This window comes from Parapedobacter pyrenivorans, from assembly GCF_014636865.1.
In the GTDB taxonomy this organism is placed as follows: Bacteria; Bacteroidota; Bacteroidia; order Sphingobacteriales; family Sphingobacteriaceae; genus Parapedobacter; species Parapedobacter pyrenivorans.
The window spans coordinates 303,652-330,641 of sequence record NZ_BMER01000005.1 but is presented as its reverse complement, the minus strand read 5'-3'; the positions used below and the strand labels follow the sequence as shown (position 1 = coordinate 330,641).

Here is a 26,990-nt window from a genome sequence, read left to right as displayed (position 1 = left end):
GTTCGCACCGCCCGGTTTGTTCAGTAGCTTCTGTGAGGTAATATCGCCGGGATGGGCAATTCGCACTTTAATTAAAAGCCTGCCGAAACGCAATTGGAGACATGTTCGTTTTTTTCTTAAAAAGCGTACTGAACGATTGCGCGTGTTCAAAACCCAGCGCATAAGCAATTTCACTCACCGATAAATTGGTAGTTGCCAATCTTTCTTTAGCCTGATCTATTAATTTCTCGTGAATATGTTGTTGTGTATTCTGGCCCGTATGTACCCGGAGTAAATCACTCAGGTAGTTGGGAGAAAGATTCATCAGCTCTGCGATGTGCTGCACAGTCAGCAAGCCGCGGGTTTCTGTTTGCTTCCCGCTAAAATAATCATCAACCAGCTGATGAAATTTTGCTAACAATTGATGATTGTTGTTTTTACGCGTAATAAACTGGCGTTCGTAAAAACGGTTTGAGTAGTCCAACAGCAGTTCAATCTGTGAGAGAATAATTTTTTGCGTATGCCTGTCGATGTGCATACACTCTTTGTCGATTTTGTCCAGAATGGCCACAAGATTTTCCTCTTCTTCTGCCGATAAATGTAAAGCCTCGTTTACGGAATAAGAGAAAAAACCATATTGATGGATGCTGGTGGCCAGGCTGTGTTTCAATAAAAAATCGGGATGAAAAATCAGTAAATAGCCTGAACCACATTCCGTGGCTTGCAAATCGAGGTGCTGCACCTGGTTAGGGGCAGTAAAACTCAGCACACCCTTATCGTAATCATAATGCTGCTGTCCGTATCTGATTTTGCCGGTGGCTTCCCTTTTTAATGCCACACAATAAAAGCGGTTCACAAATCCTTTCCAGATTTCATCATCCAGAAAAATGCAATGATCCAGATTGATGACACTGACTAACGGATGCAGGGGCTCGGGAAGCGACAAAAGTCGGTGAAACTGAGAAATTGATTTAATAGCGTTCATTAGTCAATCAAACCCATACTAAATTCATCATAAGGCTTACCCGTATCGGTACCAAGTGGCACAATGCTTTCCAGTCGCAACAAATCCGATTCATTTAACTCGATCAGCGTGGCCTCCAGATTTTGCTCCAGGTATCGACGGCGTTTTGTTCCGGGTATCGGCACAATACCTTTACTGATGATCCATGCCAGGGCAAGTTGAGAAGATGTCACATCCTTTTCTGCCGCTAATGCCTCAATCGCTTTTACCAATTCGATATTCTTGTAAAAATGCGTTTCCTGAAAGCGCGGAATTGCTCTGCGAAAATCATTCTCGGGGAGGTCGTCTATACTTTTGATTTGGCCAGATAAGAACCCGCGGCCGAGCGGTGAATAAGCCACAAAGCCTACGCCCAGATCTTTTAACGTGTTTAAAACACCGCGCTCTTCAACCGTACGCTCAAATATGGAATATTCACTTTGCACGGCAGTTACCGGGTGCACGGCATGTGCCCGTTTTACGGTTTCTGATGATACCTCCGATAGACCAATATAACCGATTTTCCCTTCCTTAACCAATTCACTCATGGCGCCTACGGTTTCCTCAATAGGTGTATTCTTGTCCAGCCGGTGCATATAGTATAAATCGATGAAATCCGTTTTGAGATTTTTCAGTGAGCGCTCCACCGCCTTTTTTACATATTCCCTTTTACCGTTGATTGCCCAGGTCACTTTATCGTGATCATCAATCTCCCAGCCAAATTTGGTTGCGATAATATACTGGTCGCGCTTATTCGCAATAGCTTTGGCGATAAGCTGTTCATTTTTAAAGGGGCCATACAAATCTGCCGTATCCAAAAAATTCCCACCCAGTTCCAGCGAGCGGTGGATGGTAGCGATGGCTTCCTGTTCATCTGCAGGGCCATACATGTGGCCATCTTCAAAACCCGTCATGCCCATACAACCCAAACCGATATTCGGCACAACCAAACCCTGGTCTCCTAATGCTATTTTTCTAATTTCCATAATGCGATATTTTTAACGATTCAAAATTCGTTAAGATGCGCCAAGACCTTGTATGCAAAACCCCGAATATCGTATGCAAAATGCACGTTATCCCATCACGCCACCGATAGCCCGATTATGGTATTTCTTTTGAAGTAAAAGTGAAAAAATAGCCATCACGAGAAACAATTTTATCGCCATATAAATACCTCAGGAGATTTGGGAATTTTCTCCATACCGCTTTACTTTTAGGGGAATTTTTCGAATTAAATCAAGTCAACCATCTTTGCATTGGGTGATTTAAGACTAATTAAGACAAATATAGGAATTTTTCCAGCTTCAATTCAGGAAAGAAACCTGCGCACGTCTTCGCCATGTTCGTCCGAAAGGTTTAGAAACTGGAAAGTGTAATGGTCTTTTATAGCTAACGTAGCGTTCTTTTTTGTAACATCTGGCAACGTATTTTCCCAGTTGGTTTGATACTCATTATAAAATTGGGCCATTAGCCAAAGGTTCCCTACAGAGAAACCACCTATGCCAGGGAACTCTTTTTCAGAAATATCCTTTCCGATCCCCACCATGGTTTATTTTATTACAAACTAAGTAAAAATCTACCCTTATTTTATTACAAATAGTCCGTGATGTCTGGCATCGCCACATCAAGCGCTTGCTCCTTATTGAGGGTAGTGGTAAGCATAAAGAAGGTAATCAGCAAAAATGCCAGGTCTACCATTGCGGTGAGGTCAACCCTGGGTTGCAGCCTCCGTCCGGTGTTCAATTCAGCCATGATGTTTAAGGTTTATACTTGTCTCTACCAATAGGATGAAAAACCGGATTGGTTTCCATACGCCACCGGAGTTTGTAGAACTATACCCAGAAGGTTAGGTCATCTCGATCACAATCATCCCCAAGCTTTCAAAACCCGCTGTATCCGTGGTTGCACAAACCAGATGCCTATTGGCAGTATCCAAATCGTGATGAAGTCGGTAACCTTTGACGAAGCAAACAATCCCAGTTCGGCTTCCCGATCATTCAGCCCCTTACGGATTAGATTTATGCAATATAACAATCCGAGGAAATTCAATAGACCAACTATATCCAGCACTACATAATGGCCGGGCTTTGACCTTATACCAATGGTGGTTGTCGCATCTAATGAATCAACCTCCGGTGCGGGGGACCATGATTCAAATCTAATTTTTTTAGCTTAACATATTGTCATATCTTTGTATCAATCTAAAAACCAAATATCATGAACCATGATTAACGAAGAACAGTATAAATCACTCCTAAGTGATATAAAGTACAAAATAAAGCTCAGCCAGGTTAAAATCGCTATCGCTGCCAACAGTCAGATGCTGCTCGTTTATTGGCAATTAGGCCGGTCTATCCTTATCAGCCAGCAACAAGAAGGTTGGGGTGCCAAGATCATCGATCGACTATCTGCAGATTTGAAAAAAGAGTTTCCTGCCATCAAAGGGTTGTCTCCTAGAAATCTTCTTTATATGAAGCAGTTTGCAGAAGACTACACCGTCCAAACCCTTATACTTTTCAAACAGATTGAAGAAAAGCTTAGGTCTTCCTCAATTTCGCAACAACCTGTTGCGAAATTACTACAAGCTGACAATGAGAATTTTACCATTCAGGAAACCACCAATGAAGCGACGCCTGAAGACACTTTCCTTTCTTCCATAGTTGCACGGGTCAGTTGGTCACACCACATTATATTACGCCAGAAAGAACCTCATTTGGGAAAGCGACTTTGGTATATGCTCAATTCCATTGAGCACGGAATCAGCCGGAATATTTTAGCGATGCAGATTGAAAGTAATCTATTTGAAAGGCAGGTTTCCAAGAGGAAAATAAACAACTTTGAGCACACGCTTCCTGCTCCACAAACGGACTTTGCCAATTATATACTCAAAGATCCTTACATATTCGACTTTGTACAGGCAAAAGAGAAAGCCGATGAACGCGATATTGAAGAACAATTGATCGTCGTTGAGCTTAAAGCACGTCCATTCGAACCCGGTGACGCAAGCCAGTTAAATTTTTATGTCAATGTGGTGAACGACAAGTTAAAGACTTCGGCAGATAATGACACCATTGGCTTACTTCTTTGCAAAGGAAAAGATGAGGTAGTTGCAGAATATGCACTAAGGGGATATAACAATGCCATCAGCATATCGGATTATGAACTAAGCCGTGTGATACCGCAAGAACTTAAATCGGTTCTTCCCCAAATCGAAGATTTGGAACATGAAATCAGGGAAATCGACGAAACATCCAACCAGTAAACGGATAACTTCTTTATGATTGCTAAAGAAACACGGCGAGTACCGATTTGGCGATATTAGTTGAACGAGAACTTTTGACGCCCAGCGGCAAAAGAGGCGCTGGAGCATTCTACATGGGTACCTCCTACCATGAACGCGAAGACTTGCTACCATGCGCTATTGCAATACCGCCACTCCAAACGCCAACATCATTCCCGAAAAGACCATCCGGGGCTATTTCAGTGTTTTCAGTGAGCGGGTCGAAGAATTTAACGCCAACGCCGTATTGTTTCCAAAAAGTAAAATCGATGAATCTTTTCAGCGATTTGTTGAAACGAATAACGATTGACGCCACCAAACTCCGGACCTCGAATACCTTGCAGATCGTTTCAAACGGATCAAATACCTCATCCGGCTCATTGTTCCGCAATGATGTAAAGCGGGGACTATCCGGGTTTAAATCAAGCAACCCAGTAGAGACTAAATAATCAGCATGCGTGTTGAAAAGTTTGGTTGTCATAGTTGTCAGAGAATATGCCAGTTTAATTAAGGTTTTTTTCCCTTAACCTTCTTAGTTTCTTTCCCCTTTTCCAGTTTTTTGATACTATCTGCCGTTGGGAGGTCTTCTGGCATCGTACCTCCCAATTCCTTTATCGTCTTGCGTACGGTTTTGCCCACTTCATAATGCGTCTGGTTGGCAGCGGTCTTCCCTTTGGTATTTTCCCGGCGCAGCTTCTCCTCCGTCTGCGTGGCGCGAAAAAGATTTGCCGCCAACTCGGTGCTGCCCATATGGTCCAGAATCTGTTGGCTTTTCTTCAGTCCTTTTCGTGCATGAATCGCTTTGGCATCCAATCCACCGTATAATCCTTTGTATCCGTGGTTTTGGAAAATCGCATAATCCACAGGCTCTACAACCCCCGCATTTTTGGCGGCTGCCGCAAGCTGGGTATTGTGTCTGCTCAGCTCATTGCGCAGAAACAGCCGCTTCTCTTCTTCAGTTGCCAGCCTATTGTAGGCTTCCATCTGCTGGATTTCCTGTATGCGCGTCTGTACTGCAAAGTAGGTCTGCCCCACTGCAACCACTTCTTTGCTTGGGTCTGCATTCTGGACAATGAGGTAGCAAGCATAGCGGGATAGCTTAATATCTTCGACTTTTCTGATTGCGCCAGAGCCGATTTTGACCATTTCGTGGAATTGCACGAAATGGTCCAATACGTCTTGATTACTATTTTTGCATGCTTCTTTGGCTTTGGTAATGACGGGTTTAAAATTCCTATATTCCAGATATCCAAGTACCTTGGCTAAGGTTCTTGCTTTCCAAAACTCATTTCCGTCAGTATCAACCTGTTTAATTTGTTCGAAAATGCTTTGCGTTTGTAAATGTGTTACCATGAGCAGGTTGTCGTGTTGGTTATAAGGCAAAGATACATTTTGCAAAACAAAAATGCAAATATTTTTAGCAAAACCCTTTCCGAAATTTTATTCTCTTTTTCCCACAAATGTATCTTTTAACCTCTCGTAAAAGCAAAATCTCTCACCAACCTCCACCTTACTACCAAAACCCCGTTCAAAAACCGCACTTCATTCCCACTTTCCTCCACTTTGGCGAATTACAGCCTACTATATGATATTTTTTTAATATACCTGGGTTTTTTGTGACGAACACCCAAATCCTGTGCTGACCCCCCGGTTTTCCAGTGCCGAGCAGCGCACTTCAAAGCATGGTCTCCTCTTCCGGGCTGATCTCGCCGATCATGTACTGGTTGATGCCACAGATCCGCATCTCGTCCAATGCGTCCACCAAGCTGGCGTAAGCCGCGCGTGCACTCGGCCGTATCACCACGATAAGGCCCTTACCGTCATCGGTCAGTTTCGGCACCTCGTCTTTTTTCTGCAGTAGCACCTCCCGGATACCATCTTTGCCCATTACCGTCGAGTGCGGGCCTGCCAGCGGTTTGTCCAGCATACCCCAATACCAGTCTACACGGCCATCCTCTCCCAGCAACAGTGTAACGGTGCGGTTGTCTGCCAGCGGAGCGAAGTCAGTGGAGTCCGTGCTATCTGGCATCGCCACATCAAGCGCTTGCTCCTTGTTGAGGGTAGTGGTAAGCATAAAGAAGGTAATCAGCAAAAATGCCAGGTCTACCATTGCGGCGAGGTCAACCCTGGGTTGCAGCCTCCGTCCGGTGTTCAATTCAGCCATGATATTTAAGGTTTATACTTGTATCTACCAATAGGATGAAAAACCGGATTGGTTTCCATACACCACCGGACATTGCTTATAGTAAGAATAAATCGATTTTTTTGTGACGAACGTTCAACTATTGTGCTGAACCCCCGGTATTCCTTTGTCGAGCACCACCGTTCGGAATGAAAAGTTAAGCAACTTTACTACCTTTACGATCGAGCACACAAACCAATCCCTATTATGAAACAACAAGAAGCAGATTCAAAACCTCACACGTTCTATACCTACGCTGACCGGCCGACTACGTGCCCCAAATGCGGAAATCGTACCAACATCCGTAGAATCATTTTTTCAGCCATCCATGTAATCAATGGGCCACAGTCGACAAAATACCTACCCCAACTTGATAATTGGTTTGGCATAGGGAACATATATTTAGGCGTTAGCGTAGCCCAGGCGATACAGAGAATTTACCAACTCATCAAAAAGCTTTCCATTTGCTTCAAGTCGTTATATGAAGCTACTTGGTGGGTCTTCTTTACAGCCTTGCGTTTAGTCTGCGTTTTGGATACAGCATCCAGCATGCGTATGATGAAAGCATCAGCATTTTTAATCACAATCTCAAAAGCATCTTCGTCACGGAGGTATAATTCTTTATGGAATTGGTCCGCAAACGAACGCGACATGAATTCGATGCCTGAAAAGTCCAATGCTATCTGCTTGTTACCGCTGTGTTCCCTCACCATATCAGCAAGCCGGGTGGCTGCCTCGCGGGAGTCCAGTGTAACAGGCAATAGGTTGATAAGCTTCAATTCAGGTGTCATCGTATAGTTCCTTTATTACTTATCAGTCATTGTCCTACCCATTCTTCAGTTTTCCCACCGATTTGCGATGCGCCACCAGCGAACGCAATTGCATAATTGCCATCCGGTTCAATTGGATCAAGCGCTCTGATTGGGCCAAGCCCTGGTGAATAAGCAGCGCGTTTGTACTTTCCATGTTTAATAATACCACCAGTTGCTCGATAGATGCAAATCCCGAATGTTGCCCTTCTTATCCGGATTATCATCACGCCATTGCTTGGCTGTCTTGCCAAACAAGGCCATATTCAGCACATCAGCTTCGTTTGCATAAACGAAAGAAACCTGTGCTTTTGATAATGTCTCAGGGATCAGGTTTTCTTTGATGGCATCCGTATGGATGTGGTAGTTTACCTTGGCAAGTGTACGCTGGAAGTCCCATTCAGCATTCAGTCTACTACTTTCATCTTCTTTCAGCCTTTGGAATTCCTTAATCAAATAAAACTTGAACTCCGTACTTAACCAAGTAGCAAACTCAAAAGCGATATCTTTATGTGCAAACGTACCGCCATACCTTCCGGTCCTCGAGAAAATACCGATAGCATTCGTTGCTTCAATCCATCTCTTTGGGGTAAGCGCAAAGCTGTTTGATCCCGAGTGATTTTTAATTCCATCGAATTCGATGGAATTAAAGTCTGGATTGTTGAATAATTCCCAAAGACCAATAAACTCAATGGTACTCCGATTCCTCATCCAGTTCTGCAAAATGTAGTCGCTGCGCTCCGGATCCCGATATCTAGCGATATCTGTCAAGGATATAAAATCACTTGTACTCTCTTGGAATATTGTTATCTCCGTCCCTTTTACTTCCAATTTCTTACTCTTTGCCATGGGTAGGTTGTTATTTGGTTATACAGCAAAGATACATCTTACCAAACAAAATGCAAATATTTTTAGCAAACCCCTTCTGGCAGCTTTATTTTCTTTTCCCACAACTGTATCTTTTAACCTCTTGTAAAAGTAAAATCTTTCACCAACCTCCCACCTAGCCGCCAAAACCCCGCTCAAAAACCGCACCTCCTTCCCACTTTCCTCCACTTTGGCAAAGTACTGCCCGCCACGTGAAATTTTTAATATACCTGGCTTTTTTGTGACGGACGCCCAAATCCTGTGACGAACCCCCGGTTTTCCAGTGTCGAACACCACCCTTCGGAATGAAAAGTTAATCAACTTTCCTACCTTTACGATCGAGCACACAAACCAATCCCTGCACACTTGCTTGTCCATCAATTATCGTTATTCCTTTATCCAGGTTGCCGATGAGCAATACGAATTCAGCTGATTTTTGGATAATTAAAAGCAAGTTTGTAATTTGCAGTTTCGGCCAATACAACCATTGCAATAGCAATAAATTATAAAACGCTAACCAAATAACAGCTGAGTATGGAACAATTTGATGGAGATGAATTAATAACCATACCCTATAAAAAATACCGATACCTGCTAAACTGTAAAAAAAGGGTAGAAACGTCTGATTTCTTCATTAGTTTACTGGAAATAGACGATCATAAACTTGCTAAAAAACTATCGCAATTCCGAATTCACCAAAATACGTTAAAATCCTTGCAAATCGCGGGGATTGTCACCGTTCAGGATCTCGTATATTATATTATGAGCAACCATCCGAGAAACATGGAAGATATTGAGGTGATATTAGCAAAATTTCGGGGTATAGGCATTGATAGTGCGCGAGAATTGTATCGGCGCATTGTAGAATAATATTTTGGGCCGGTAAATAGTGATTTGGCGATATTAGTTAAACGAGAACTTTTAACGCCCAGCGTCAAAAGAGGCGCTGGAACATTCTACATGGGTACCCCCTACCATGAACGCGAAGACTTACAACCATGCGCTATTGCAATACCGCCACTCCCAAGCACTTGGCGAAGTGATGAATATAGGCCTTATCGCCTATTTTCCAACCCATAGACAGCTCGCTTTTTTGTACCCCGAGAATTTAAACCGCCTTCGGTTTGCTTACAACATCATTCCCGAAAAGACCATCCGGGGCTATTTCAGTGTTTTCAGCAAGCGAGTGGAAGAATTTAACGCTAATCCGGGATTGTTTCCAAAAGGCAAAATCGATGAATCCTTTCAACGGTTCGTTGAAAACGAATTCCTGCCTGCAGATTCTTCTGCGCTACAGTTTGGTCAATACTGTACGTCGGTACTTTATACAGACGATATCGAACACATCAAAGCCCAGCTTTACAACCAATATCTGTCGGTATTCCAACACTAAGCAAAGTTGGTTACCTTTGCTTTATGCCCCATCTCCCCACCACACCGCAGCGCTCCTATATCATGAGCCGTATTCGGGCCAAGAATACCAAGCCCGAGCTGCTATTGCGCAAGGCACTCTGGGCAAAAGGGGTTCGCTACCGTACACACGTCAAAGATTTTCCGGGCAGACCCGATATCGTCATCCGCAAATACCGATTGGCCATCTTCGTAGATGGGGAGTTTTGGCACGGTCACCAATGGGAAAAGACCAAAGGTCTCATCAAAAGTAACCGTGATTTCTGGATATCTAAAATCGAACGGAACATCGAGCGCGACAAGGAAAACAATGCTGCACTTATTGCCTTGGGTTATACCGTGTTCAGGTTTTGGGGTGAAGATGTGCGAAAGAACCTGAATAGGTGCGTCAATCAGATACAGCTTTACGTCGAGACGGCCGGGGAAGGGCGTGTACCCTATCCAGCCGACTATTGATTTCAATCATCATACAGGAAAATGATTAACGCTTCAATAAATCTGCTTACTGTCCATCCTTCCATCCCATCCATCACGCTCAGACATGATTTGCCTGAACATGATTTCCTCTCCTTCTTCTTTTGTCATGAGGTTACCAAATTCCGCCAACGAATCTTCGTCCCTATAAATGCCGTTTCTGTCGTTCCAACTTAGCCAGTCAATCAATTGCTCCCGGCTCATCGCCCGTACTTCGGTTAGTAGTCTATCCTCTGGCAAGGTCATCAATGAATATCTGTCGCGTCCTTCATGGTTTGGTCGCGCCATCAGGTCTATAATTAATGTGCTCCACATAATGATGTAAAAATACTAAAAAAAATAGCAATAAATCAAAATAAATTTTACATTTTTGCTGCACCTAAAGGAGAAGATAGAGGTTGGTAAATCTCTTCCAAATGTTAACTTTGCAAAAGCGTGATTAGATAATGATGGACGTAGTAGAACTGTTTGCAGGAGTAGGTGGCTTCCGTGTAGGCCTAGAAGAGGCCGATCGCGAGCTTTTCCGCGTAGTGTGGAGCAACCAATGGGAACCGGCTACTAAAGCGCAGCCGGCCTCGCATATCTATACATTGCGCTTCGGCGCCGAAAACCACAGCAATATGGATATCGCCAAAGTGCCTACTCAAGATATCCCCGACCACGACATGCTCGTTGGCGGTTTCCCATGCCAGGATTACTCGGTGGCTAGCACCCTCAACCGTTCGGGCGGCATCCAAGGCAAAAAGGGGGTGCTCTGGTGGGAAATCCACCGTATTCTTGCTGAAAAGCCCAATCCGCCCCGCTATGTATTCCTCGAAAATGTGGACCGCTTGCTCAAATCACCCGCAAGACAACGCGGTCGCGACTTTGCCATCATGCTTGCATCGCTAGCAGACTTGGGTTACATAGTCGAGTGGCGTGTTATCAATGCCGCGGATTACGGCATGCCGCAGCGCCGGCGCCGAACATTTATCCTCGCATACCACCAAGACACCCATCTTCACCAGGAGGTAAGCGCGTTGGAAAATCCAGCCGACTGGATATTGGAGCAGGGTATCATCGCAAATGCATTTCCGGTGGAAGGCAGTACCGAATCAGTACGCACATTCGAAATAGAAGGCACATTGGAGACCATCACCCAGGAGTTCAATGCAAATCATCCCGCGCGGGCACCATTTCACAATAGCGGCGTCATCATCGGCCGGTGCGTATATACCATCGACTCCACGCCACAGTACGATGGCCCCTACGAGACCCTTGGCAACAAAATCCTTCTCAATGGAGCTGTGCCTCCAAACTATTACATTCCCGAGGAAGAACTCGATAAATGGAATTACCTAAAGGGCGCCAAGAAAGAAAAACGCGTCAATAAAACGAATGGCTTCGAATATCATTACAACGAAGGAGCCATGATTTTTCCTGACCCATTGGATAAACCCTCGCGCACCATCATCACCGGTGAGGGAGGGCCGTCGCCTTCACGTTTCAAGCACGTCATCAAGACGGCAGATGGTCGCCTACGCCGCCTCACCCCGTTGGAACTCGAACGACTCAACATGTTTCCTGACAACCATACTGCTGGAGCATCTGACTCACAGCGGGCGTTCTTCATGGGCAATGCATTGGTGGTTGGCATCATCGAAAAAATCAGCAGAGAACTTTCACGACGTATCCGTTAGTATTTATCAAATTTTTTCGTTTATTTTGGCTATTAAGCAGTTTTTGAACCGACAGGCTTATGGCACCACCCCTTCCGTACAATCCAGCAGACCCGCAATCTATCCATCGGTATGCCCAAGGGTTACTCAAGAAGAGCCTGCGCCAGGTTTTGGGTGATGATGCAGAGCAAGCCGCGGCAGCGATGAAGGGCAAGGGAGATTTTGGCCAGCTCGTCGAGAAGCTGTATTTTCTGTACGAACCCAACTCCAAAGCCGAGCCTGACTTCCCAAAAGCCGGAGTAGAGCTCAAGACTACACCGCTCAAAAAAATCGGCAGGGGCATGGTATCTAAGGAGCGCCTAGTATTCAACATCATCAATTATGAAGAAGAGTACGAGCATGTCTTCCGCACGAGCAGTTTCTGGCGAAAGAACCAGCATTTGCTACTCTTATTCTACTTACATGAGGCAGGTGTGCTCAACGTCGATTACGTTTTCGAGATTATTCGGTTATGGCGCTTTCCGGTCACAGACCTAAAGATTATCAAAGACGACTGGGAGAAAATCGTCACCAAAATTCGCCAAGGCCGCGCCCATGAACTCTCCGAGGGCGATACCCTTTACCTTGGCGCCTGCACCAAGGGTGCCAACAAAGAGAGCCTGCGCAAGCAGCCGTTCAGCGCTGAACCTGCCATGCAACGGGCGTTTTCGCTCAAATCGAAGTACCTCAATTTCATTGTGGAGCAGACCCGGCAGGGTATCGAAAACACGATAGACGAGAAGGAGTATGAGCGCGTTTTGGCGGAGGGCGATGGCTTTGCGGATTCCACCGGCGGCTATGATCGCATCCGGCTTGGTGAGGTAGAGCCCGTGGTCAAGTCAATTGAGGATTACGCTCCTGGACAGACCTTTGAGGAATTGGTCATCGCGCGCTTCCAGCCATATATCGGCATGTCCGAAGACGAGCTGGTACAAACACTCGGTTTGGAGCACAGCGCCGCCAAAAGCCGTTATTACCTCATCGCCAAAGCCGTTATGGGTGTTTCCAACAAAAAAATCGAAGAGTTCGAAAAGGGCGACGTGGCGATGAAGACCATCCGGTTGGAGCGTAGTGGCACACTCAAGGAAAGCATGTCCTTTGCACAGATTCAATATAAGGAAATCATCCACGAAACTTGGGAAGATTCCTATTGGTACAATACGCTTACCAAGCGATTCTTTTTCGTGGTGTTCAAACGTGATGCCACCAACACGTTACGCCTTCAAAGTGTAAAGTTCTGGACCATGCCTCCGGAGGATTTGGAAGTTGCCCGTCAATTCTGGGAAGACACAAAGGCCAAAATCGAAGCAGATGACTACACGCATTTCATCCGCATCAGCGATGACATGATTTGCCATGTACGACCCAAGGGTACAGATTCCCACGATTTAATGGAAACCCCGACTGACCGGATGGAAAAGAAAAAGTGTTATTGGTTGAACGCGTCGTATATTAGAAGAGTTATAGGCATTTAACTGATCGAAGATTTCAGTGAGGGGCATTAGTTTCAATAATCGTATTCACTTTCTTCTTCATACCCCATTTCCAAAAGCTCTTTTGATTCTTGATTCTTTTTAAAGTCCTTCAAATAGTTGTAGGTAACCATCAATGCTCCATCTGTGATGCTTCTATGCGGCTTAATTATAGAAAAGTGTCCTTTGTTCGCGAAGGAAAATACGTTCGTCCCCGCTTCATGCTCAGCACTATCGACACTTACTATTCCGTCGGCTAAACCAACGATTCTCAAAAAGTCAATCTTGTCGTTTACATTTAATCGACTCCAATCTGCATTCAAATCCATTATGAAAGCGCTGCTTCTGGACAAATCGTTTAGCTGTAGGAATTTTTTTATTCTGATTAATGCTAATGGTTTGTGGAAGAATAAACTTACCCAATTCGCTAATCTAGCACCATGGTGTGGCGTGGCGTACGTAATGAGCGCTTTAATATTTCCTAGAGATTTTTCAGCTTTTAGCTTATCCACTATTAGTTTTCTAGCCACTAAACCACCCATACTGTGGCACACTAAAATTACATTTTGGTATTTTTTACCCACTGATATTAAAATAGAGTTTAAGTGGCTTGCTACGTCACCTATGCTTTTTCCAACGTAACATTTTATGAAAAACGACAGAATTGGAATCTGGAATGACAAGCTATAATATTCATCATATTCTAAATTAAAAGAGTCTTCTTCTTTCCAGTCCTCACTTAGGCGAATACTAAATCTTTTCCACGTTAAATAGTTCCCGCTTAGTCCGTGGATAAATAATACCGCCGTGTCGTCGTTGTTCGATTTCAAAAATTTCGGCAAATCCATTAATTAATTTTGGTTGACTAGGTGTAACAAGTTAGTTAGTTTACTTTGTATTTTATTAATTAAACGAATAACATCTTCTTTTGTGGTCGGTTCCATAGATTCGACATTGATTCTATCTACATTATTTTGAATGCGTTGCAAAAGTTTAAGCGGTGCATATGTTTCTATTAAGTCTTTTAAATCGGATTCATAATAAGAGAGGTTTTCGATTAAGGAATCTTCCAAAGTATCTTTCCAAGCGTTATCAATTTGTCTAATTACATCTTCGTTAGAATATGACGGGTTTTTCGCCCTTATCCCGTCAAAACTCAAATCTGTATAACTAGCTTTTAGTTCAGTATGGTCTTTTATAAAGTCGTTCCAAATTTCCTTCCTCGAGAAGAAACTATTAGCCCCCGTTGGCCGCCCAATTACTCTCGCTCTTAATACCGGGATACCAAGTCTGATATAATCGAAGTACACTTCTTTAAGTTTGGCCAAATCATCGTCTGAAAATATGAGGTTTTTTTCGTGCTGATTTAGATAATTAAGTAAGTCAACAAAATGTCCCTCTCTTTTTTCCAATCTGGTATAGATACGAGGAGTCTTTAAATATATTAGATACTCCTCCATAAGATTAAATATACTCAACCATGCTGTAATTTGAGGCTCGCTTTCGGCCATTATTTCAGCAATCTCACTTAAGTCTAAATCATGATCCTCTTTCAATTCGTAGCATCTAATATACTTTTCAATAGGATTGTAATCCACTTTGCTGTCTACACCCATTTGATATCGGGTTTCTAGAAGAGTGATTTCCCTTTCATTGTCTTTTAATTGGTCAGGAAGGACTACCGCTTTGAAATAGTTTCTAGATTCATCTCCTTTTCGGATGATATTAAGTAGACATGCTCGCCTGTTGCCGTCGATAATTACGCCATCCTTGGTTACAATACCAACCTCTTGTTGCCCATTTTCGCGTAGGCTTTCTAGCGTTTTATCATTCTTTCCTTTGGCCGAGTCGTATAGGTATTGTTCGATTATTTCAATATCTTTTTCGTCCTCGTTATTAATTTCTCGCTGTTGAGCTGACTCGAAAGATTTAATCAAGCTTCGGATTCGTCCATTATATGGATTATAGAGTAATGCTCCTAAGGGGATTTGTTTGACATCAAGCAGATGATCAACGTGTTTATATCGAATTGTTTTTTTTTCTCCTGTTGATGTGGCATTGTTAATTGCCGTGATTCTATTTTCCGTTGTCATAATTGTGTAAGACTTAATGGTTGCATAAGACTTAATGGCTTAAAAATTTGATGTTATATAAGCACAACTATCTAGTCGCTTAAAGCTGACAAATGCATTGTATCGCTCGTAACAAATATTCTGTTCCTTCTTCGTATGTCATACTGTTCAGGTTGTCCACCCCCTATGCACCATCCGATGACAATTCGAGCAGATGAGCATAAGGTCGTTTAATGTCGTTTTTGTATCCGGTGTTAATTCTGATAGCGGTGTACGGTGATGGCATTCAATGAACCCTCTCCCTACATCACCGTAAGTCTTTTCGAAATCGAATGTGCACAATTCGCAAGAAAGCGAACCATGCTTCTTTAAATGTTCTTTTTTCTTTTTATTGACAAGTGTTCTGTTGCGCTCACGGTAGCGGTGAAGCTTATAAAGTAACCTGCCTTCAGGCGCAGAATACTCGTCTTCCTCATCCTCCGCTATAGGCGCTTTCAACTCTTCGACCAGCTTTTCATGTGCGAGTGTAGCTGTGATATTATTTGCGAGCCTCCGAAGCAACGCTCGGTTATTTCTAAACTCATTAAAGACCTGTTCGTCCAGCTTACTGTAGGACTGCATACCCTTTCCTTTGTAATCTGGATCTATCGCCAAAAAATTACTTAGCTTAAGCCCTACCCCATTAGGATTGCGATATCGTTCGGCATCCGTTTTTGTCGCGGAAAAAGGCAAAGTGTTCAAAGCCTGAGAAAGCTCAATAGTGGCTGGATTCCGCGCATGAATCTGTCCAGGCTCCAACTTGAAGTACAAGTCAAGTGCAAGTATCAATTCGTCCTTATGCCACTTCGGGTTTCTCATTTGCTAAGTTGGTTTGCTTAAACCTTATTAGGCAGTTTTTCTCCTCGGAATTACTTTACGTTTGTCATTTCGCCACTTAATGACAATAGACTCAAAATGTTCGCAGAAAGTAGAATTGCTCTCCTTACGTCGCTTTATGAAATTCTCGAACCGAAAATACGCCCTATCCATTACTGCTTCTACGGCGTGTTTCATGACTTCTTCATCGTAAACTCCATTAAATACCCCAATGGCATATAGTTCAAAGATGTTTAGTCGGTTTAATAAAATATGTAGCAGCTGAGGGTTCTCCTCAACTTTAGAATCAATCAAGTCCAATTGAATTGGTTCGTATGAATCCGAGTATTTGAGACATTTATTAAGGATTTGAAGGTCGGCTATTCTGGATTGGTCGGTCGCAGCAGCCAATGCTTCCATTGACTTGTACCTTCGATTCCAGTCATGGTTTTTTCTTATAGTAATAACGGTAACGTAGAAGCCAATTAGAAGGAAGACAGCTGAAATTGCGGAGATCACTAAAGAGATTAGTTCATAACGGGTAAGTTCTTCGAGCTTTTTCGAATCGACAGGTGTCTGTCCGAATAATGCATTGGCAAATAGCAACAAAAGCATTATTGAACCGATTATTGCAAAAGATTTAGTTTGACGGCGCATATAAATTTCTATTTTAAATTTAGCTTCAATATTTATCCAGATTTATCATTGTCCTGACATCAGAAAAATGATGAGGAACGCTTTCCACGGCATTTTGTCTAAATCTTTTGCTTTGTCGATTACTTTCTCGAAATCTTCCCATTTTCCGTAACCAAGCAGTTATTGCAGTTCACTGGTGCTCCAACATTTTGCCCAGCTCGGACGTTGCGTCTTCAACCTGATCAAAAGACTGTGGCATTTCATCGATCTTTATTATCAAACGTCCTTTGAGATACAATTTAAACCTCAAAAGTTGTTCACAGGTCATCGCAACTTATGATGATCAATACCACTCTTACCCATTCCCAGTCTGATTACCGTTTCCATACAAATCTTTAAAAACTTGACTGGGTCTCAGGCTATGTGTCTTTGCTAAAATGAATATATCAGATCCTAAAGGTGTCTTGTTATACTTCTTTAAAATCAACTTACTAAGCTTTGCGGGCTTAAACGCCATTTTATCGGCTATATCTCGTCTCTCTACGACAAATTGCTGAATATAATTTCCAAAATCTGTAAGCTCTGGATCATTTTCTGTTTTCTTTGTATACGTAGGGATTTTGATGTCTATATATATGAAATCGCATGCTAAATCAAATTCATTATCATCGTCATTCACGATAGCTCTTATTGAATCATTTAAAATGGCTCCATATAAGTTGGATTTTTCATTCTCTTTTAGATTATCAAGTTGGAGTTGAGTTAGACCCGTTCTTTCGAGAACTATTGCGTCAACATCTCCTTTCTTATTCAGATATTGTCCAAATCGGGTTAGCTTTTTTTTACTTTTATTTCCTTTGCTATCAGCCATTTGCATGCTATTTATTGTGATATTGGAAAATATATTTTCCAATATCAATACGATATATTATATTTGTGTATCAAATACTTTGTTAATGAATGATTTACGGCTATATGATAAGTTAGACATTTATAAAACATAAGCTCTCCATATAGAGAGTTTGAACGACGTCTCGCGCCCGAGAAAACTGTCAAATTCACCCGCGATGAGGCCGTTAGTTCTCCACCTAACTGGATATTCGTATCTTTGCGGATACCATCCAGAAGGGTGGGCCTAGCGATGACCTTTTGTGGGTAACTCCAACCTTCGGGTTAGAGAATGGGTTCGACAGTACCTCTCGGCAAAAGTAGCGAAGCCCACCCTTTTGGTTTTAACCAATTCGCTTCGTCACATGAGGCCCGTTTTCAAAACCATCAAATTATGAAAACGAGAAAACCAAACCTCCAATCCCATTATCCTTGCAACTCGTTTGCAGGCGTTCCTCAATTCCGCTCTACCTTACGGCCGAGCGTGGTTACGTTCAAGGAACTTACAAAAAATATCATATGTGCCCCCGAATAAAGGCGGCCGAAAGACATATCGGGCAGTAAAAAAGCACTGGCGCTAAGCCACGCTTGCCATTGGCATAAACACCACTGGCCGCTGCCCGGTAGCCACCGACCCTGCGCCATAAGGAAACTGCACGGTTTGCCTAGGTGAGGAGCGGTTGTCTGCTTTTCGGTCTATAAATTTCTCACCCTAAAGGTAGATGGTCATTTCCACTTTTGCAAATTTTCGGTTGTTTTTCTTGTTTGCGCAGGAGTCGGTTTGTGAACAAATGATTTTATAAACCATTAATAACCAACCAACAAATGAAGCAAAATTTACGCTTAAAAGCTTGCTTTACCCAAATTATTTGTACCTTTAGCTACCTAAAGCCAAGATATAGCAGCATATTGGCTGCCTTAACGACCATGTGTTTGTATGCCCACGCGCAGTCTCCGGGGGAGTCCGGGGCTGCCGCGTCGGGCAATTTACCAGACACTACTACTCCCCTGCAAATCGGGGATACCATCCCCGAATACTTGTGGCACCAGCCATTGCAGGTGGTGAATCATACGGAAGGAAAAGCAACAATTACGCTGGATGAATACCGGGGTAAGCTGATTATATTGGATTTCTGGGGTACCTTCTGCACGACCTGCATATTCAACATGCCTTATCTCCATGGTTTGGAAAACACATTCTCCGAAAACTTAGCTGTTGTTCCGGTGACAAGGGAAGACTCCAATCGGGTAATGCGGTTTCTTCAAACCAACGTCACCTTGAAAGACCTGCATATTTCATCCATCACCAAAGGCGATGCGCTGTACGAGGTATTCCCATCGCAGACGTTGCCACATATCGTTTTGATAGACGAGAAGGCCAAAGTAAGGGCAATCACTATGGCCGAATACCTCAATAAACGTGTGATTGAGGAGTTGCTCGCCGGGAAACCCGACGTATACATCCCTCCGAAAAGGCAGAGCTTACAACAGCCGTTATTGCAGGTCGCCGAGCAATACCGAGATGCCGCTATCACCAATGGTGTTTACCATCGGGCGTTGAGTGGATTCATCGATGGGCTATCACACGACACGCGCTTGGAAACCGACTCAGCATCTCAAACCAAGCGGTTCTTGGTCAGCAATATATTCGTCGCCAAGCTCTACACGATAGGGTTGCGATCGGCATTGCCCCTCAATCCGAAAAGGCGGATACTGGAAGCTTCATTACCAGAAAGGTATGTTTTTCCCGAGGATTACAGGGATATCGATGCAAGGCGCCAAAACTTCTATACCTATGAAAGCATCTCGCCCCTAGGGATGAGCGAGTCGCAAATCCGGAGCAACATGAAAGATGATCTGGATATATACCTCGGTCTCACCGGCAGCATAGAACGCCGCATGGTCAACTGCCTTGTTCTTTTTGCCATAGACTCCAATAGGCGATTTGTATCTGCAGGCAATGATCGGGTAAGGGTAATAGGCGGCAACATAAACAGCCGCTTCTTTGACAAACGAAAGACTGTTGGCTCTCTCCCAAACGGCGTAGACACCTACGTGAGGTACAGCAAATTTGCGGGCGTAGCCGATGTTATCGATCAGATCATCGACAAACCCTTACCGGTCATACTAAACGAGACCGGATACGAAGGTGAATTTGATCTGGACTTTCCTTCGCCGGGCGAGGCTTCATTAGAAACCGTCAACGATTTCCTGCATGCCAAAGGACTGGAACTCTGCTGGGCCGAGCGCGAAATGGACATGTTTGTACTCACCGAAAATGGATTTCATCCCAATCCAGCGTCACTTCAGCTTACCGATATTGGATATACGTATTTATCAACCAACACTCAATAAACCATGAACATTAAAATAATCGGCGCGGTGATCGCCCTTGTATCATACGCCACAACACTTTTTGCTCAGCATCGTGTTACAGGCTCCATCACCGATGCACAGCATGGTACGGCCATTCACGGGGCATCCATCAAAGTAGCCAGCAGCCAGTCGGGCACTTACACGGATGCCAATGGCCGCTTTTCCTTTATCATCCGCGATAGCGGGAATGTGCAGTTACACATCGCGCACTTGGGCTATTCCGCGATTGACACCCTGATAAAAGTGCCCCCGCCTGCGCCCATAAGCATCAACCTTCAGCGCACCTCCAACGTCATCGAGGAAGTAATGGTATCAACAGGCTATCAAAACTTACCAAAAGACCGGCTTACCGGTTCGTTTGAGCAAGTAGACAGCAAGCTGTTTAATCGGCAGATCAGCCAGGATGTAATCAGCCGCCTTGATGGATTGGTGCCCGGCATGTTGTTTGACAAACGGGGTGGAAGTAACACAGCCTTCCGGATACGCGGCCTAAGCAGCATATCACCCCAAGTCGCCCAACCATTGATTGTTGTTGACGATTTTCCCTATGAGGGTGATATCCAAAACATCAATCCAAACGATGTGGAGCGAATCACCTTCTTAAAAGATGCTGCCGCAGCATCGATATGGGGTGCACAGGCCGGTAATGGGGTGGTAGTCATTACTACCAAAAAGGCGGCACTAAACAAACCGTTCTCGGTGTCGGTAACGGCAAATGTTTCCATGCAAGATCGCGTGGACCTTTTTTACCAGCCGCAAATGAGCCCTTCGGATTTTATCGATATCGAGCACTTCCTGTTTGAGCAAGGTGCATTTGACAACGACTTGGCAAATACCGTTAGCTGGCCTGTCATCACACCTGCCGTGGAAATCATGGAAAAACAGCGCCAAGGTGAGTTATCGGACGAAGAGGCACAACGGTTGCTGAATGGGCTGCGCACACGCGATATCCGGCACGACCTAGCAAATTATGTGTACCAAAGACCGCTCGCCCAGCAGTATGCGCTGAATATGAACGGTGGCGGCGACCGGTTGAGCTATTTCATAGCTGGCGGAATGGATAAGGCCCGCAATCATCAGGTTGGAGATGGCTCCCAACGCATTACTTTACGCACGCAAAGCACCTTCAATCCGATCAAGCATTTGCAGCTACAGGCCAATATCATGTATGTAAACAGCCTCTCGGAGAATAATGGTCTCGGCGAGCTGCGGACCGGCGCCACCGGAACGGTATATCCGTACGCTCGGTTGGTAGACGATGACGGCCGGCCGGCCATACTGGAGCATACTTATCGTCTTGGATTCGTGGATACGGTAGGCAGCGGCAAGTTGCTTGACTGGCACTACCGCCCGCTGGAGGAGATCGATCTGGCCGACAATACTGCTCGGGTAAACGACCTGTTAATCAATCTTTCAGCAAGATACCAACTGGTACCGGCTTTAAATGCCGAGGTGCGCTACCAGTATCAACATCAGCAAACCGGTAGCAGAAACCACCGCAGCGACCAGACATTTTCTACACGCAACCAGATAAACCGGTTTACGCAAATCAATGGCGATAATGTGTACCATCCATTGCCCCTAGGCGGTATCCTTCAATTGCAGGAAAGCAACCGCCGAGCGCATAACATACGCGGGCAGCTCAACTTTGCAAAGGATTGGACAAGGAACCACCGCTTGATCGTACTGGCGGGAGGGGAAATCAGGCAGATCGAGGAATCTACGTACGCTTCTGCCGCATTCGGGTATGACGATGAGCTGATGCTGGCCCAACCGATTGATATGGTAAACAGGTATCCGATTTATGGAGGGATGGCGTTTGATAGCCAATTGGGGCAAGCTCCAACTTTTGCAGGCCGGATGAACCGGTTTGTATCGATATTCGCCAACGCATCCTACACCTACAAAACCGACCATGTGTTTACGGCAAGTGCCAGACGGGACGCTTCCAACCTGTTTGGCGTAACCACCAACAACAAATGGAAACCGCTTTGGTCTGCGGGCTACAAATGGCAGGTGTCCAACGCATCATTTTACGCATGGCAATGGCTGCCGCAACTTTCACTGCGCGCAACATACGGCCACAGTGGAAATGTCAATAATTCCATTGCGGCTGTGACTACAATCGACTACCGCGGCGTGTCGTCTTTGGGAAGGAATCAATATGCCCTGATCATGAATCCGCCCAACGCTGATCTGCGTTGGGAAAACATAGCGACGACAAACCTGGCGCTCGACTTTGGGTTGAAAGACCATCGCATCTCGGGGAGTATCGAGTACTTCCAAAAAAACGCTTCGGATCTGATTGCCGCCGTTCCGGCTGATATGACCACCGGATTTAGTACGCTGACACGGAATGTTGCTCAATTAAAGACGAAAGGCTGGGACGTTAGCCTCAACAGCCGAAATCTGCAAGGCGCATTGGCGTGGAGTACCGATTTCTTCCTTTCCGTTAATAAGACAGAAATCACCAAATATCTTGTAGAACGGAGCCGCGCGAGTGCATACGTGGGCAACGGTGCTAACTTAATTCCGATAGAAGGCCACGATGCATATAACATCGTGAGCTATCGCTGGGGCGGCCTTGACCCTGCAAACGGCAACCCGAGGGCCTACGCAAACGGTGAATTGTCTTCAAATTATATCGATATCATCAACAACGCAACGTTGGATGATTTGGTGTTTCATGGATCGGCCTTACCGCGTACGTTCGGCTCACTTCGAAATACCTGGTCTTTGCTTGGTTTGAGCCTTTCGGCTAACATCACGTATCGAACAGGTTATTATTTCAGAAAACCGACGGTCAGCTATGTCGGGTTACTTAATAATGGTGTCGTAGCGCACGGAGACTATTATGACCGCTGGCAGCAGCCGGGGGATGAACAGCATACTGCTGTACCTTCCATGGTGTACCCGGCGGATAGCCGTAGGGACGAAGTATATCGCGATTCGGAAGCAACCGTTGAGCGGGGAGACCATATCCGCTTGCAAGATATCAACCTGAGCTATCGGTTAGACAAAGCTACGTTTCCCGCACTCCCGGCTCGATCAGCGTCCATAACCGTATATGCCCGCAACTTACCGATTATCTGGCGTGCCAACAACTTGGGCATCGATCCCGATACCCGCAGTTATCCATCGCCCTTTAGCTTATCATTGGGTTTAAACCTAACCTTTTAATATCATGGATAAAAAGACACGAAATATGACGCTTCATTTGGTCTCGCTTGCGTGCATAACAATGCTGGCCTCTTGCGCTAGATACCTCGACGTGAAGCCAGACAGTTCACTCGCCGTACCGAAAACGCTCAAAGATCTCCAAGCGATTCTGGATAATGAAACCAGGCGAAACACCTCTTATGCCTACGCGGGTGACGTTGCGGCAGACTACTACTACCTGTTGGAGGCCGATTTCAACCGCCTCAACGACGCGTTTGACGCCCGGAACATTTACCTGTGGGCGCCGGACGCCTCAGCAGATCGCGATTGGAACAATTTGTACCTCAATATCTTTGACGTAAATGTGGTACTGGAAGAGGCTGGAAGCGCCGAAGCCGGAAATTTGACGGAGACGGACAGGAAACGTATCCAAGGTACTGCGCACTTTATCCGGGGGTGGTGCTTTTTCCAACTGGCCCAACTTTTTGCCGTTCCATTTGATAGTGGCTCGGCGGACCAATCGTTAGGAATTCCGCTGCGGCTCTCGCCTAATATCGAGGCTCCTACTACACGTTCATCGCTGGCGGAGACATACCAACAGATCATAACAGATCTCTCCCGCGCAATTGATTTGCTGCCTACCAGTTCTCCAGTGGCCGTGCGCCCCGATAAAGCCGCGGCACATGCAGCGTTGGCAAGGGTCTACCTCATCATGGGCGATTACCAGCGTAGCTTAGATCACGCCAACGCAGCACTGGAATTGGAAGATGGGTTGATGGACTTTAATGACTTGGACCCGCTGGCAACAAAGCCGATTGAAGTGCTCAACATCGAGGTGTTGTTTCATGCGCAAATACCGAATGGAGGCGGAGGATTCGTAACGCCCAGAGCCAGGGTTGACTCCGTTTTGTATGCTTCGTATCACGACGCCGACTTACGTAAACAGGTATACTATCGACAAAATGCCGATGGAACCTATCATTTCAAGGGCGATTACGGCACCAATCCGGGTATTCCCTTTGCCGGCTTGGCAACCGATGAACTGTGGCTCATCAAAGCAGAATGCCACGCGAGGTTGAGCAACGCCGATCTCGCAATTGAGAGCCTGAACACGTTACTGGTAACCCGATGGGAGAAATCTGAGTTTATTCCTTATCAAGCCACAGACGCCGATGAAGCGTTGCAGCTGATTATCGCAGAAAGAAACAAGGAACTGGCTTTTAGAGCCGGTATACGCTGGAGTGATCTTAGAAGGCTGAATAAAGACCCGAGGTTTGCAAAAACATTGACCCGCAGCATGGGTAGTGAGACTTATACCTTGAACCCTGATGACGCTCGATACACGTTTTTGATACCGGCTAACGTAGTGCAACAGACGGGCATCGAACAAAACGCACGGTAATAGTGAAAAGGGAAGTTGCCCCAATGAGGCAACTTCCCGTCTTTTTAATTTGCCCTTGGCAAAAGGAATACATCATTTTGTGAATCATCCTCTTGCTCAATCCGCTCCTCCAGCTGCTCATCGATAAGCGGCTTGGGATCTGAAGGCGAACTCGAGGGATCCACCGGTGCGATGATACCGCATATTCCGGATACCTTTTCGCATTCGGCATCTAAGCCGCCTGCTTCGGTATACATCGTATAGTTTTCCGGATTGGTGGGATCGGGTTCACTTTCGTCAAATAACCATTCTTGTGTTTGCAGCCCTGCTGCTGCTGCACGCTCGGCGCGATGCTTGGCTACCGTTATCAAGGTAGTACACAGCATCACTGCCACCATAAATAAACCTACTACTTTTCTTAAAACCATAACTTTGGGTTTTATATCGGCCCGTGTCGCTTCCTTGCGGATGCTGGCAGCGCTTTTGCCAAAATGCAAGCAAATAGCCTTTGTAAGGTTGGGCATTTGTCGCCCCTGTTGATGTATTGCTTTTCGCTAAGCATACTGCCGCTCCAACATGAAATCAATCATTAACCACAAACCGACGTGAATAATGCGGCGTCTTTTTTAATCCGATGCAACCAGACGCCAATGGCTGCGATCGATGTCAATACCAGGTTGAACAGGAAATGTTCCCACCATCCCATACCTTCTAATAATCCGCCGCAGGCACAGGGTGTATAGCCGAAGATGCCCGAAGCTGCCAAGCCCGCATACAAGGTGAAACCGCCGATCAGCACGAGGTTGCCCATCAAACTAACCCTCGCCAGCTTCGGTGACGCCACCAGGTACGGAAGCACCAAAGCAATGGCTACAAGCAATTCGGCAATGGGCACACCCCATACCAACCATTCTTTCAACGGCTCGAAAAAATGCTGCCGTCGCATCTTGATGCGGTAAACGGGAAAGTCGATCAGCTTCATCGCGGCTGTATAGGTAAACAAGGCCGCGAAAAGGATGCGGAGGATAATATCGAAATATCGTATTTTCTTTTCCATAGTATATTAGGGTATTGCGTTTTCCTGTTCAATCTTGCTGGATAGCGCGAAAGCCTTGCCTTGGCCTAGCCGGATAGGTGGAATATTACGGTCCCATCGCTGTATCTCCCTCCTGTTTAGCCTTAGGAACTTCCAATGCTTCCGCTGGCAGGTGAATATCAGCTGGCGGTTCCACATCGGACCACTCGTATTGTTTTCCTTCCGCACATGGCGGGCAATCCACCGGATTGTCTGCGTAATAAATCTCTGCCAGCAGCTCGTCTAGGAGGATGTCATCGTAAGCACGGAGTCCTAGCTTGTAGCCCATGTAGACACCTACACCCCATGCCACAGCTGCCGAAAAAAGGCTAACCGGTAGTATCCATCCCCGATGTTTTTTCACTGCATTCATAACCCAAGTAGTTCGTTGTACGGCCGGATGAACTCCCCCTTTCCGTCCGTCGGGATAAAGAGCTCCGTCTTCGGGGTAATCCGCTCAAATTTTGAATCCATGGCTTCGCAGCCATGCATTTGCTCCAGCCGGTTCCAGTCGTACACGGATAGAATGGGAAGCACGCCTCCCGGGCCGGTGTTTCCGTTGCGATAGCGCCGGATTTCGAAATAAGGCCAGAAAATTTCGTTGAGGCACAGCAGCAGGTGGAGGTAGAGACTTCCCCCCATGCCTACATCCACGAAGCGGACATGCCGACCGAAACGGATTTTAAGCAGGCGCTCCGGATAGTTGTGCAAGGCTACCCACGCCAGCTTAAACCGACGCTGGTAATGCCCTAAATTAAAACTTAAATATTTCAGAAACTCCCACACCCCGTCCCAGCAAAAGAGTTCGCCGATCATATCTTCATCCTGCACGATGGTGGAATCGACCACCTCGCCAGTCGAAAAGAAATGCTCGTTTAGCCAGGCCAGCCGCTCGGATAGGTGCTGGCCATCGTCGCTCAGCACATCGGGGAGCCGGTTTTGCCGATAGTAGCGCAGAAACACCTCGTCAAGCTGCCGGATCGCCTCGGGATCAACCACTACAGGACACCGCGCATAGCCGCAATCCAAGTCTGCATACCGCCATTCGGCAACACCGTTTACCACTGATAAATACGCCGTGCTCCCTTCTCTATAGCCATGATCAAACCGGATGATAAAAAGATGGCTTGCGGTAAACGCACGCAGCTGGTAGCCGAAGCCGCTATAGCCGCGGAGCCAATCCGTATTTTCGTGCCGCAGGCTGAGCAGCTGCCGGTAGTGGCCGATCATCCCGGGGGTGATGTTGGAGGTTACTATGGGGTTTGTTTCGTTCATACAGGCAAATGTAGGGCAGACCTGAAGCCCCGTTAGGTGATTTTGGCTACGGCGTTTGTGGTTATTTTAGGTTCATTTATTTTGCTAAATCAAATTATTT

Annotated in this window: 29 protein-coding genes and 1 pseudogene; 9 read left to right on the top strand and 21 right to left on the bottom strand. The window is 45.5% G+C overall.

The window, feature by feature from the left end:
• Window positions 1–67 precede the first annotated feature (67 nt).
• The 4 genes and pseudogenes from IEV98_RS20500 to IEV98_RS20485 form a co-directional block, all read right to left on the bottom strand.
• Window positions 68–964, bottom strand: a complete 897-nt coding sequence (locus IEV98_RS20500; protein WP_188507900.1) for a helix-turn-helix domain-containing protein — start codon at window positions 962–964, stop codon at window positions 68–70.
• Window positions 964–1,968, bottom strand: coding sequence for an aldo/keto reductase (locus tag IEV98_RS20495; protein ID WP_188507899.1), 1,005 nt, complete (start codon window positions 1,966–1,968; stop codon window positions 964–966). The genes IEV98_RS20500 and IEV98_RS20495 overlap by 1 nt, the downstream gene beginning before the upstream one ends.
• A gap of 323 nt (window positions 1,969–2,291) precedes the next feature.
• Complete coding sequence (locus IEV98_RS20490) at window positions 2,292–2,528, bottom strand: DUF1016 N-terminal domain-containing protein (RefSeq protein ID WP_188507898.1); 237 nt, start codon at window positions 2,526–2,528, stop codon at window positions 2,292–2,294.
• Window positions 2,529–2,590: 62 nt separating this feature from the next.
• Window positions 2,591–2,734: pseudogene (locus tag IEV98_RS20485) on the bottom strand (ExbD/TolR family protein); the annotation flags it as partial.
• Between the two features lie 472 nt (window positions 2,735–3,206).
• Here IEV98_RS20485 and IEV98_RS20480 point away from each other — a divergent pair.
• A complete protein-coding gene (locus tag IEV98_RS20480) occupies window positions 3,207–4,244 on the top strand; it encodes a PDDEXK nuclease domain-containing protein (RefSeq protein WP_188507897.1) in 1,038 nt (345 codons plus the stop codon).
• A 124-nt stretch (window positions 4,245–4,368) separates the two neighbouring features.
• On the opposite strand, the gene IEV98_RS20475 is transcribed toward IEV98_RS20480, so the two are convergent.
• The 7 genes from IEV98_RS20475 to IEV98_RS20450 form a co-directional block, all read right to left on the bottom strand.
• Window positions 4,369–4,743, bottom strand: coding sequence for a hypothetical protein (locus tag IEV98_RS20475; protein ID WP_188507896.1), 375 nt, complete (start codon window positions 4,741–4,743; stop codon window positions 4,369–4,371).
• Window positions 4,744–4,769: 26 nt separating this feature from the next.
• Window positions 4,770–5,615, bottom strand: a complete 846-nt coding sequence (gene dinD, locus IEV98_RS20470; protein WP_188507895.1) for a DNA damage-inducible protein D — start codon at window positions 5,613–5,615, stop codon at window positions 4,770–4,772.
• Window positions 5,616–5,937: 322 nt separating this feature from the next.
• A complete protein-coding gene (locus tag IEV98_RS20465; protein WP_188507894.1) occupies window positions 5,938–6,426 on the bottom strand; it encodes an ExbD/TolR family protein in 489 nt (162 codons plus the stop codon).
• A 455-nt stretch (window positions 6,427–6,881) separates the two neighbouring features.
• Window positions 6,882–7,235, bottom strand: a complete 354-nt coding sequence (locus IEV98_RS20460; RefSeq protein WP_188507893.1) for an STAS-like domain-containing protein — start codon at window positions 7,233–7,235, stop codon at window positions 6,882–6,884.
• A gap of 34 nt (window positions 7,236–7,269) precedes the next feature.
• Complete coding sequence (locus tag IEV98_RS24545; RefSeq protein ID WP_229738881.1) at window positions 7,270–7,410, bottom strand: hypothetical protein; 141 nt, start codon at window positions 7,408–7,410, stop codon at window positions 7,270–7,272.
• Between the two features lie 2 nt (window positions 7,411–7,412).
• The gene (locus tag IEV98_RS20455) at window positions 7,413–8,102 is read right to left on the bottom strand and encodes a KilA-N domain-containing protein (protein ID WP_229738880.1); all 690 of its coding nucleotides are present in this window, start codon (window positions 8,100–8,102) and stop codon (window positions 7,413–7,415) included.
• A gap of 18 nt (window positions 8,103–8,120) precedes the next feature.
• The gene (locus IEV98_RS20450) at window positions 8,121–8,498 is read right to left on the bottom strand and encodes a hypothetical protein (protein ID WP_188507892.1); all 378 of its coding nucleotides are present in this window, start codon (window positions 8,496–8,498) and stop codon (window positions 8,121–8,123) included.
• Window positions 8,499–8,654: 156 nt separating this feature from the next.
• On the opposite strand from IEV98_RS20450, the gene IEV98_RS20445 reads away from it, so the two are divergent.
• The 3 genes from IEV98_RS20445 (at window position 8,655) to IEV98_RS20435 (ending at window position 9,986) form a co-directional block, all read left to right on the top strand.
• Window positions 8,655–8,990, top strand: coding sequence for a hypothetical protein (locus IEV98_RS20445; protein ID WP_188507891.1), 336 nt, complete (start codon window positions 8,655–8,657; stop codon window positions 8,988–8,990).
• A gap of 106 nt (window positions 8,991–9,096) precedes the next feature.
• A complete protein-coding gene (locus IEV98_RS20440) occupies window positions 9,097–9,513 on the top strand; it encodes a DUF3037 domain-containing protein (RefSeq protein WP_188507890.1) in 417 nt (138 codons plus the stop codon).
• Between the two features lie 23 nt (window positions 9,514–9,536).
• The gene (locus tag IEV98_RS20435; protein ID WP_188507889.1) at window positions 9,537–9,986 is read left to right on the top strand and encodes a very short patch repair endonuclease; all 450 of its coding nucleotides are present in this window, start codon (window positions 9,537–9,539) and stop codon (window positions 9,984–9,986) included.
• 33 nt (window positions 9,987–10,019) lie between these two features.
• On the opposite strand, the gene IEV98_RS20430 is transcribed toward IEV98_RS20435, so the two are convergent.
• On the bottom strand, window positions 10,020–10,292 hold the full coding sequence (locus tag IEV98_RS20430) for a hypothetical protein (protein ID WP_188507888.1): 273 nt from the start codon (window positions 10,290–10,292) through the stop codon (window positions 10,020–10,022).
• A 158-nt stretch (window positions 10,293–10,450) separates the two neighbouring features.
• Here IEV98_RS20430 and dcm point away from each other — a divergent pair, with 158 nt between their 5' ends.
• Entirely contained in the window at window positions 10,451–11,683 is a 1,233-nt protein-coding gene (dcm, locus tag IEV98_RS20425) for a DNA (cytosine-5-)-methyltransferase (RefSeq protein ID WP_229738879.1), read from the top strand.
• Window positions 11,684–11,742: 59 nt separating this feature from the next.
• Complete coding sequence (locus IEV98_RS20420; protein ID WP_188507887.1) at window positions 11,743–13,176, top strand: MutH/Sau3AI family endonuclease; 1,434 nt, start codon at window positions 11,743–11,745, stop codon at window positions 13,174–13,176.
• A 32-nt stretch (window positions 13,177–13,208) separates the two neighbouring features.
• On the opposite strand, the gene IEV98_RS20415 is transcribed toward IEV98_RS20420, so the two are convergent.
• The 5 genes from IEV98_RS20415 to IEV98_RS20395 form a co-directional block, all read right to left on the bottom strand.
• Window positions 13,209–14,021, bottom strand: a complete 813-nt coding sequence (locus tag IEV98_RS20415) for an alpha/beta hydrolase (protein WP_188507886.1) — start codon at window positions 14,019–14,021, stop codon at window positions 13,209–13,211.
• Between the two features lie 3 nt (window positions 14,022–14,024).
• On the bottom strand, window positions 14,025–15,266 hold the full coding sequence (locus tag IEV98_RS20410) for a ParB/RepB/Spo0J family partition protein (RefSeq protein ID WP_188507885.1): 1,242 nt from the start codon (window positions 15,264–15,266) through the stop codon (window positions 14,025–14,027).
• Window positions 15,267–15,413: 147 nt separating this feature from the next.
• Window positions 15,414–16,103 carry an HNH endonuclease gene (locus IEV98_RS20405; protein ID WP_188507884.1) on the bottom strand — a complete coding sequence of 230 codons (690 nt, stop codon included), beginning with the start codon at window positions 16,101–16,103 and terminating at the stop codon, window positions 15,414–15,416.
• A gap of 27 nt (window positions 16,104–16,130) precedes the next feature.
• Window positions 16,131–16,757 (bottom strand): DUF4760 domain-containing protein, encoded by a 627-nt coding sequence (locus IEV98_RS20400; RefSeq protein ID WP_188507883.1) that lies wholly within the window; start codon window positions 16,755–16,757, stop codon window positions 16,131–16,133.
• A 334-nt stretch (window positions 16,758–17,091) separates the two neighbouring features.
• The gene (locus tag IEV98_RS20395) at window positions 17,092–17,607 is read right to left on the bottom strand and encodes a hypothetical protein (RefSeq protein WP_188507882.1); all 516 of its coding nucleotides are present in this window, start codon (window positions 17,605–17,607) and stop codon (window positions 17,092–17,094) included.
• Window positions 17,608–18,449: 842 nt separating this feature from the next.
• Here IEV98_RS20395 and IEV98_RS20390 point away from each other — a divergent pair.
• Genes IEV98_RS20390 through IEV98_RS20380 form a run of 3 tightly spaced genes read left to right on the top strand, consistent with a single transcriptional unit; the run spans window position 18,450 to window position 24,561 of the window.
• Window positions 18,450–19,979 carry a TlpA family protein disulfide reductase gene (locus IEV98_RS20390; RefSeq protein WP_188507881.1) on the top strand — a complete coding sequence of 510 codons (1,530 nt, stop codon included), beginning with the start codon at window positions 18,450–18,452 and terminating at the stop codon, window positions 19,977–19,979.
• Window positions 19,980–19,982: 3 nt separating this feature from the next.
• On the top strand, window positions 19,983–23,180 hold the full coding sequence (locus IEV98_RS20385) for a SusC/RagA family TonB-linked outer membrane protein (protein ID WP_188507880.1): 3,198 nt from the start codon (window positions 19,983–19,985) through the stop codon (window positions 23,178–23,180).
• A gap of 4 nt (window positions 23,181–23,184) precedes the next feature.
• A complete protein-coding gene (locus IEV98_RS20380; protein ID WP_188507879.1) occupies window positions 23,185–24,561 on the top strand; it encodes a RagB/SusD family nutrient uptake outer membrane protein in 1,377 nt (458 codons plus the stop codon).
• A 44-nt stretch (window positions 24,562–24,605) separates the two neighbouring features.
• On the opposite strand, the gene IEV98_RS20375 is transcribed toward IEV98_RS20380, so the two are convergent.
• The 4 genes from IEV98_RS20375 to IEV98_RS20360 form a co-directional block, all read right to left on the bottom strand.
• Window positions 24,606–24,968, bottom strand: a complete 363-nt coding sequence (locus tag IEV98_RS20375) for a hypothetical protein (RefSeq protein ID WP_188507878.1) — start codon at window positions 24,966–24,968, stop codon at window positions 24,606–24,608.
• Window positions 24,969–25,129: 161 nt separating this feature from the next.
• The gene (locus IEV98_RS20370) at window positions 25,130–25,597 is read right to left on the bottom strand and encodes a MauE/DoxX family redox-associated membrane protein (RefSeq protein WP_188507877.1); all 468 of its coding nucleotides are present in this window, start codon (window positions 25,595–25,597) and stop codon (window positions 25,130–25,132) included.
• Window positions 25,598–25,682: 85 nt separating this feature from the next.
• Window positions 25,683–25,988 (bottom strand): hypothetical protein, encoded by a 306-nt coding sequence (locus tag IEV98_RS20365; protein ID WP_188507876.1) that lies wholly within the window; start codon window positions 25,986–25,988, stop codon window positions 25,683–25,685.
• Entirely contained in the window at window positions 25,985–26,890 is a 906-nt protein-coding gene (locus tag IEV98_RS20360) for a hypothetical protein (RefSeq protein WP_188507875.1), read from the bottom strand. The genes IEV98_RS20365 and IEV98_RS20360 overlap by 4 nt, the downstream gene beginning before the upstream one ends.
• Window positions 26,891–26,990: the final 100 nt, after the last annotated feature.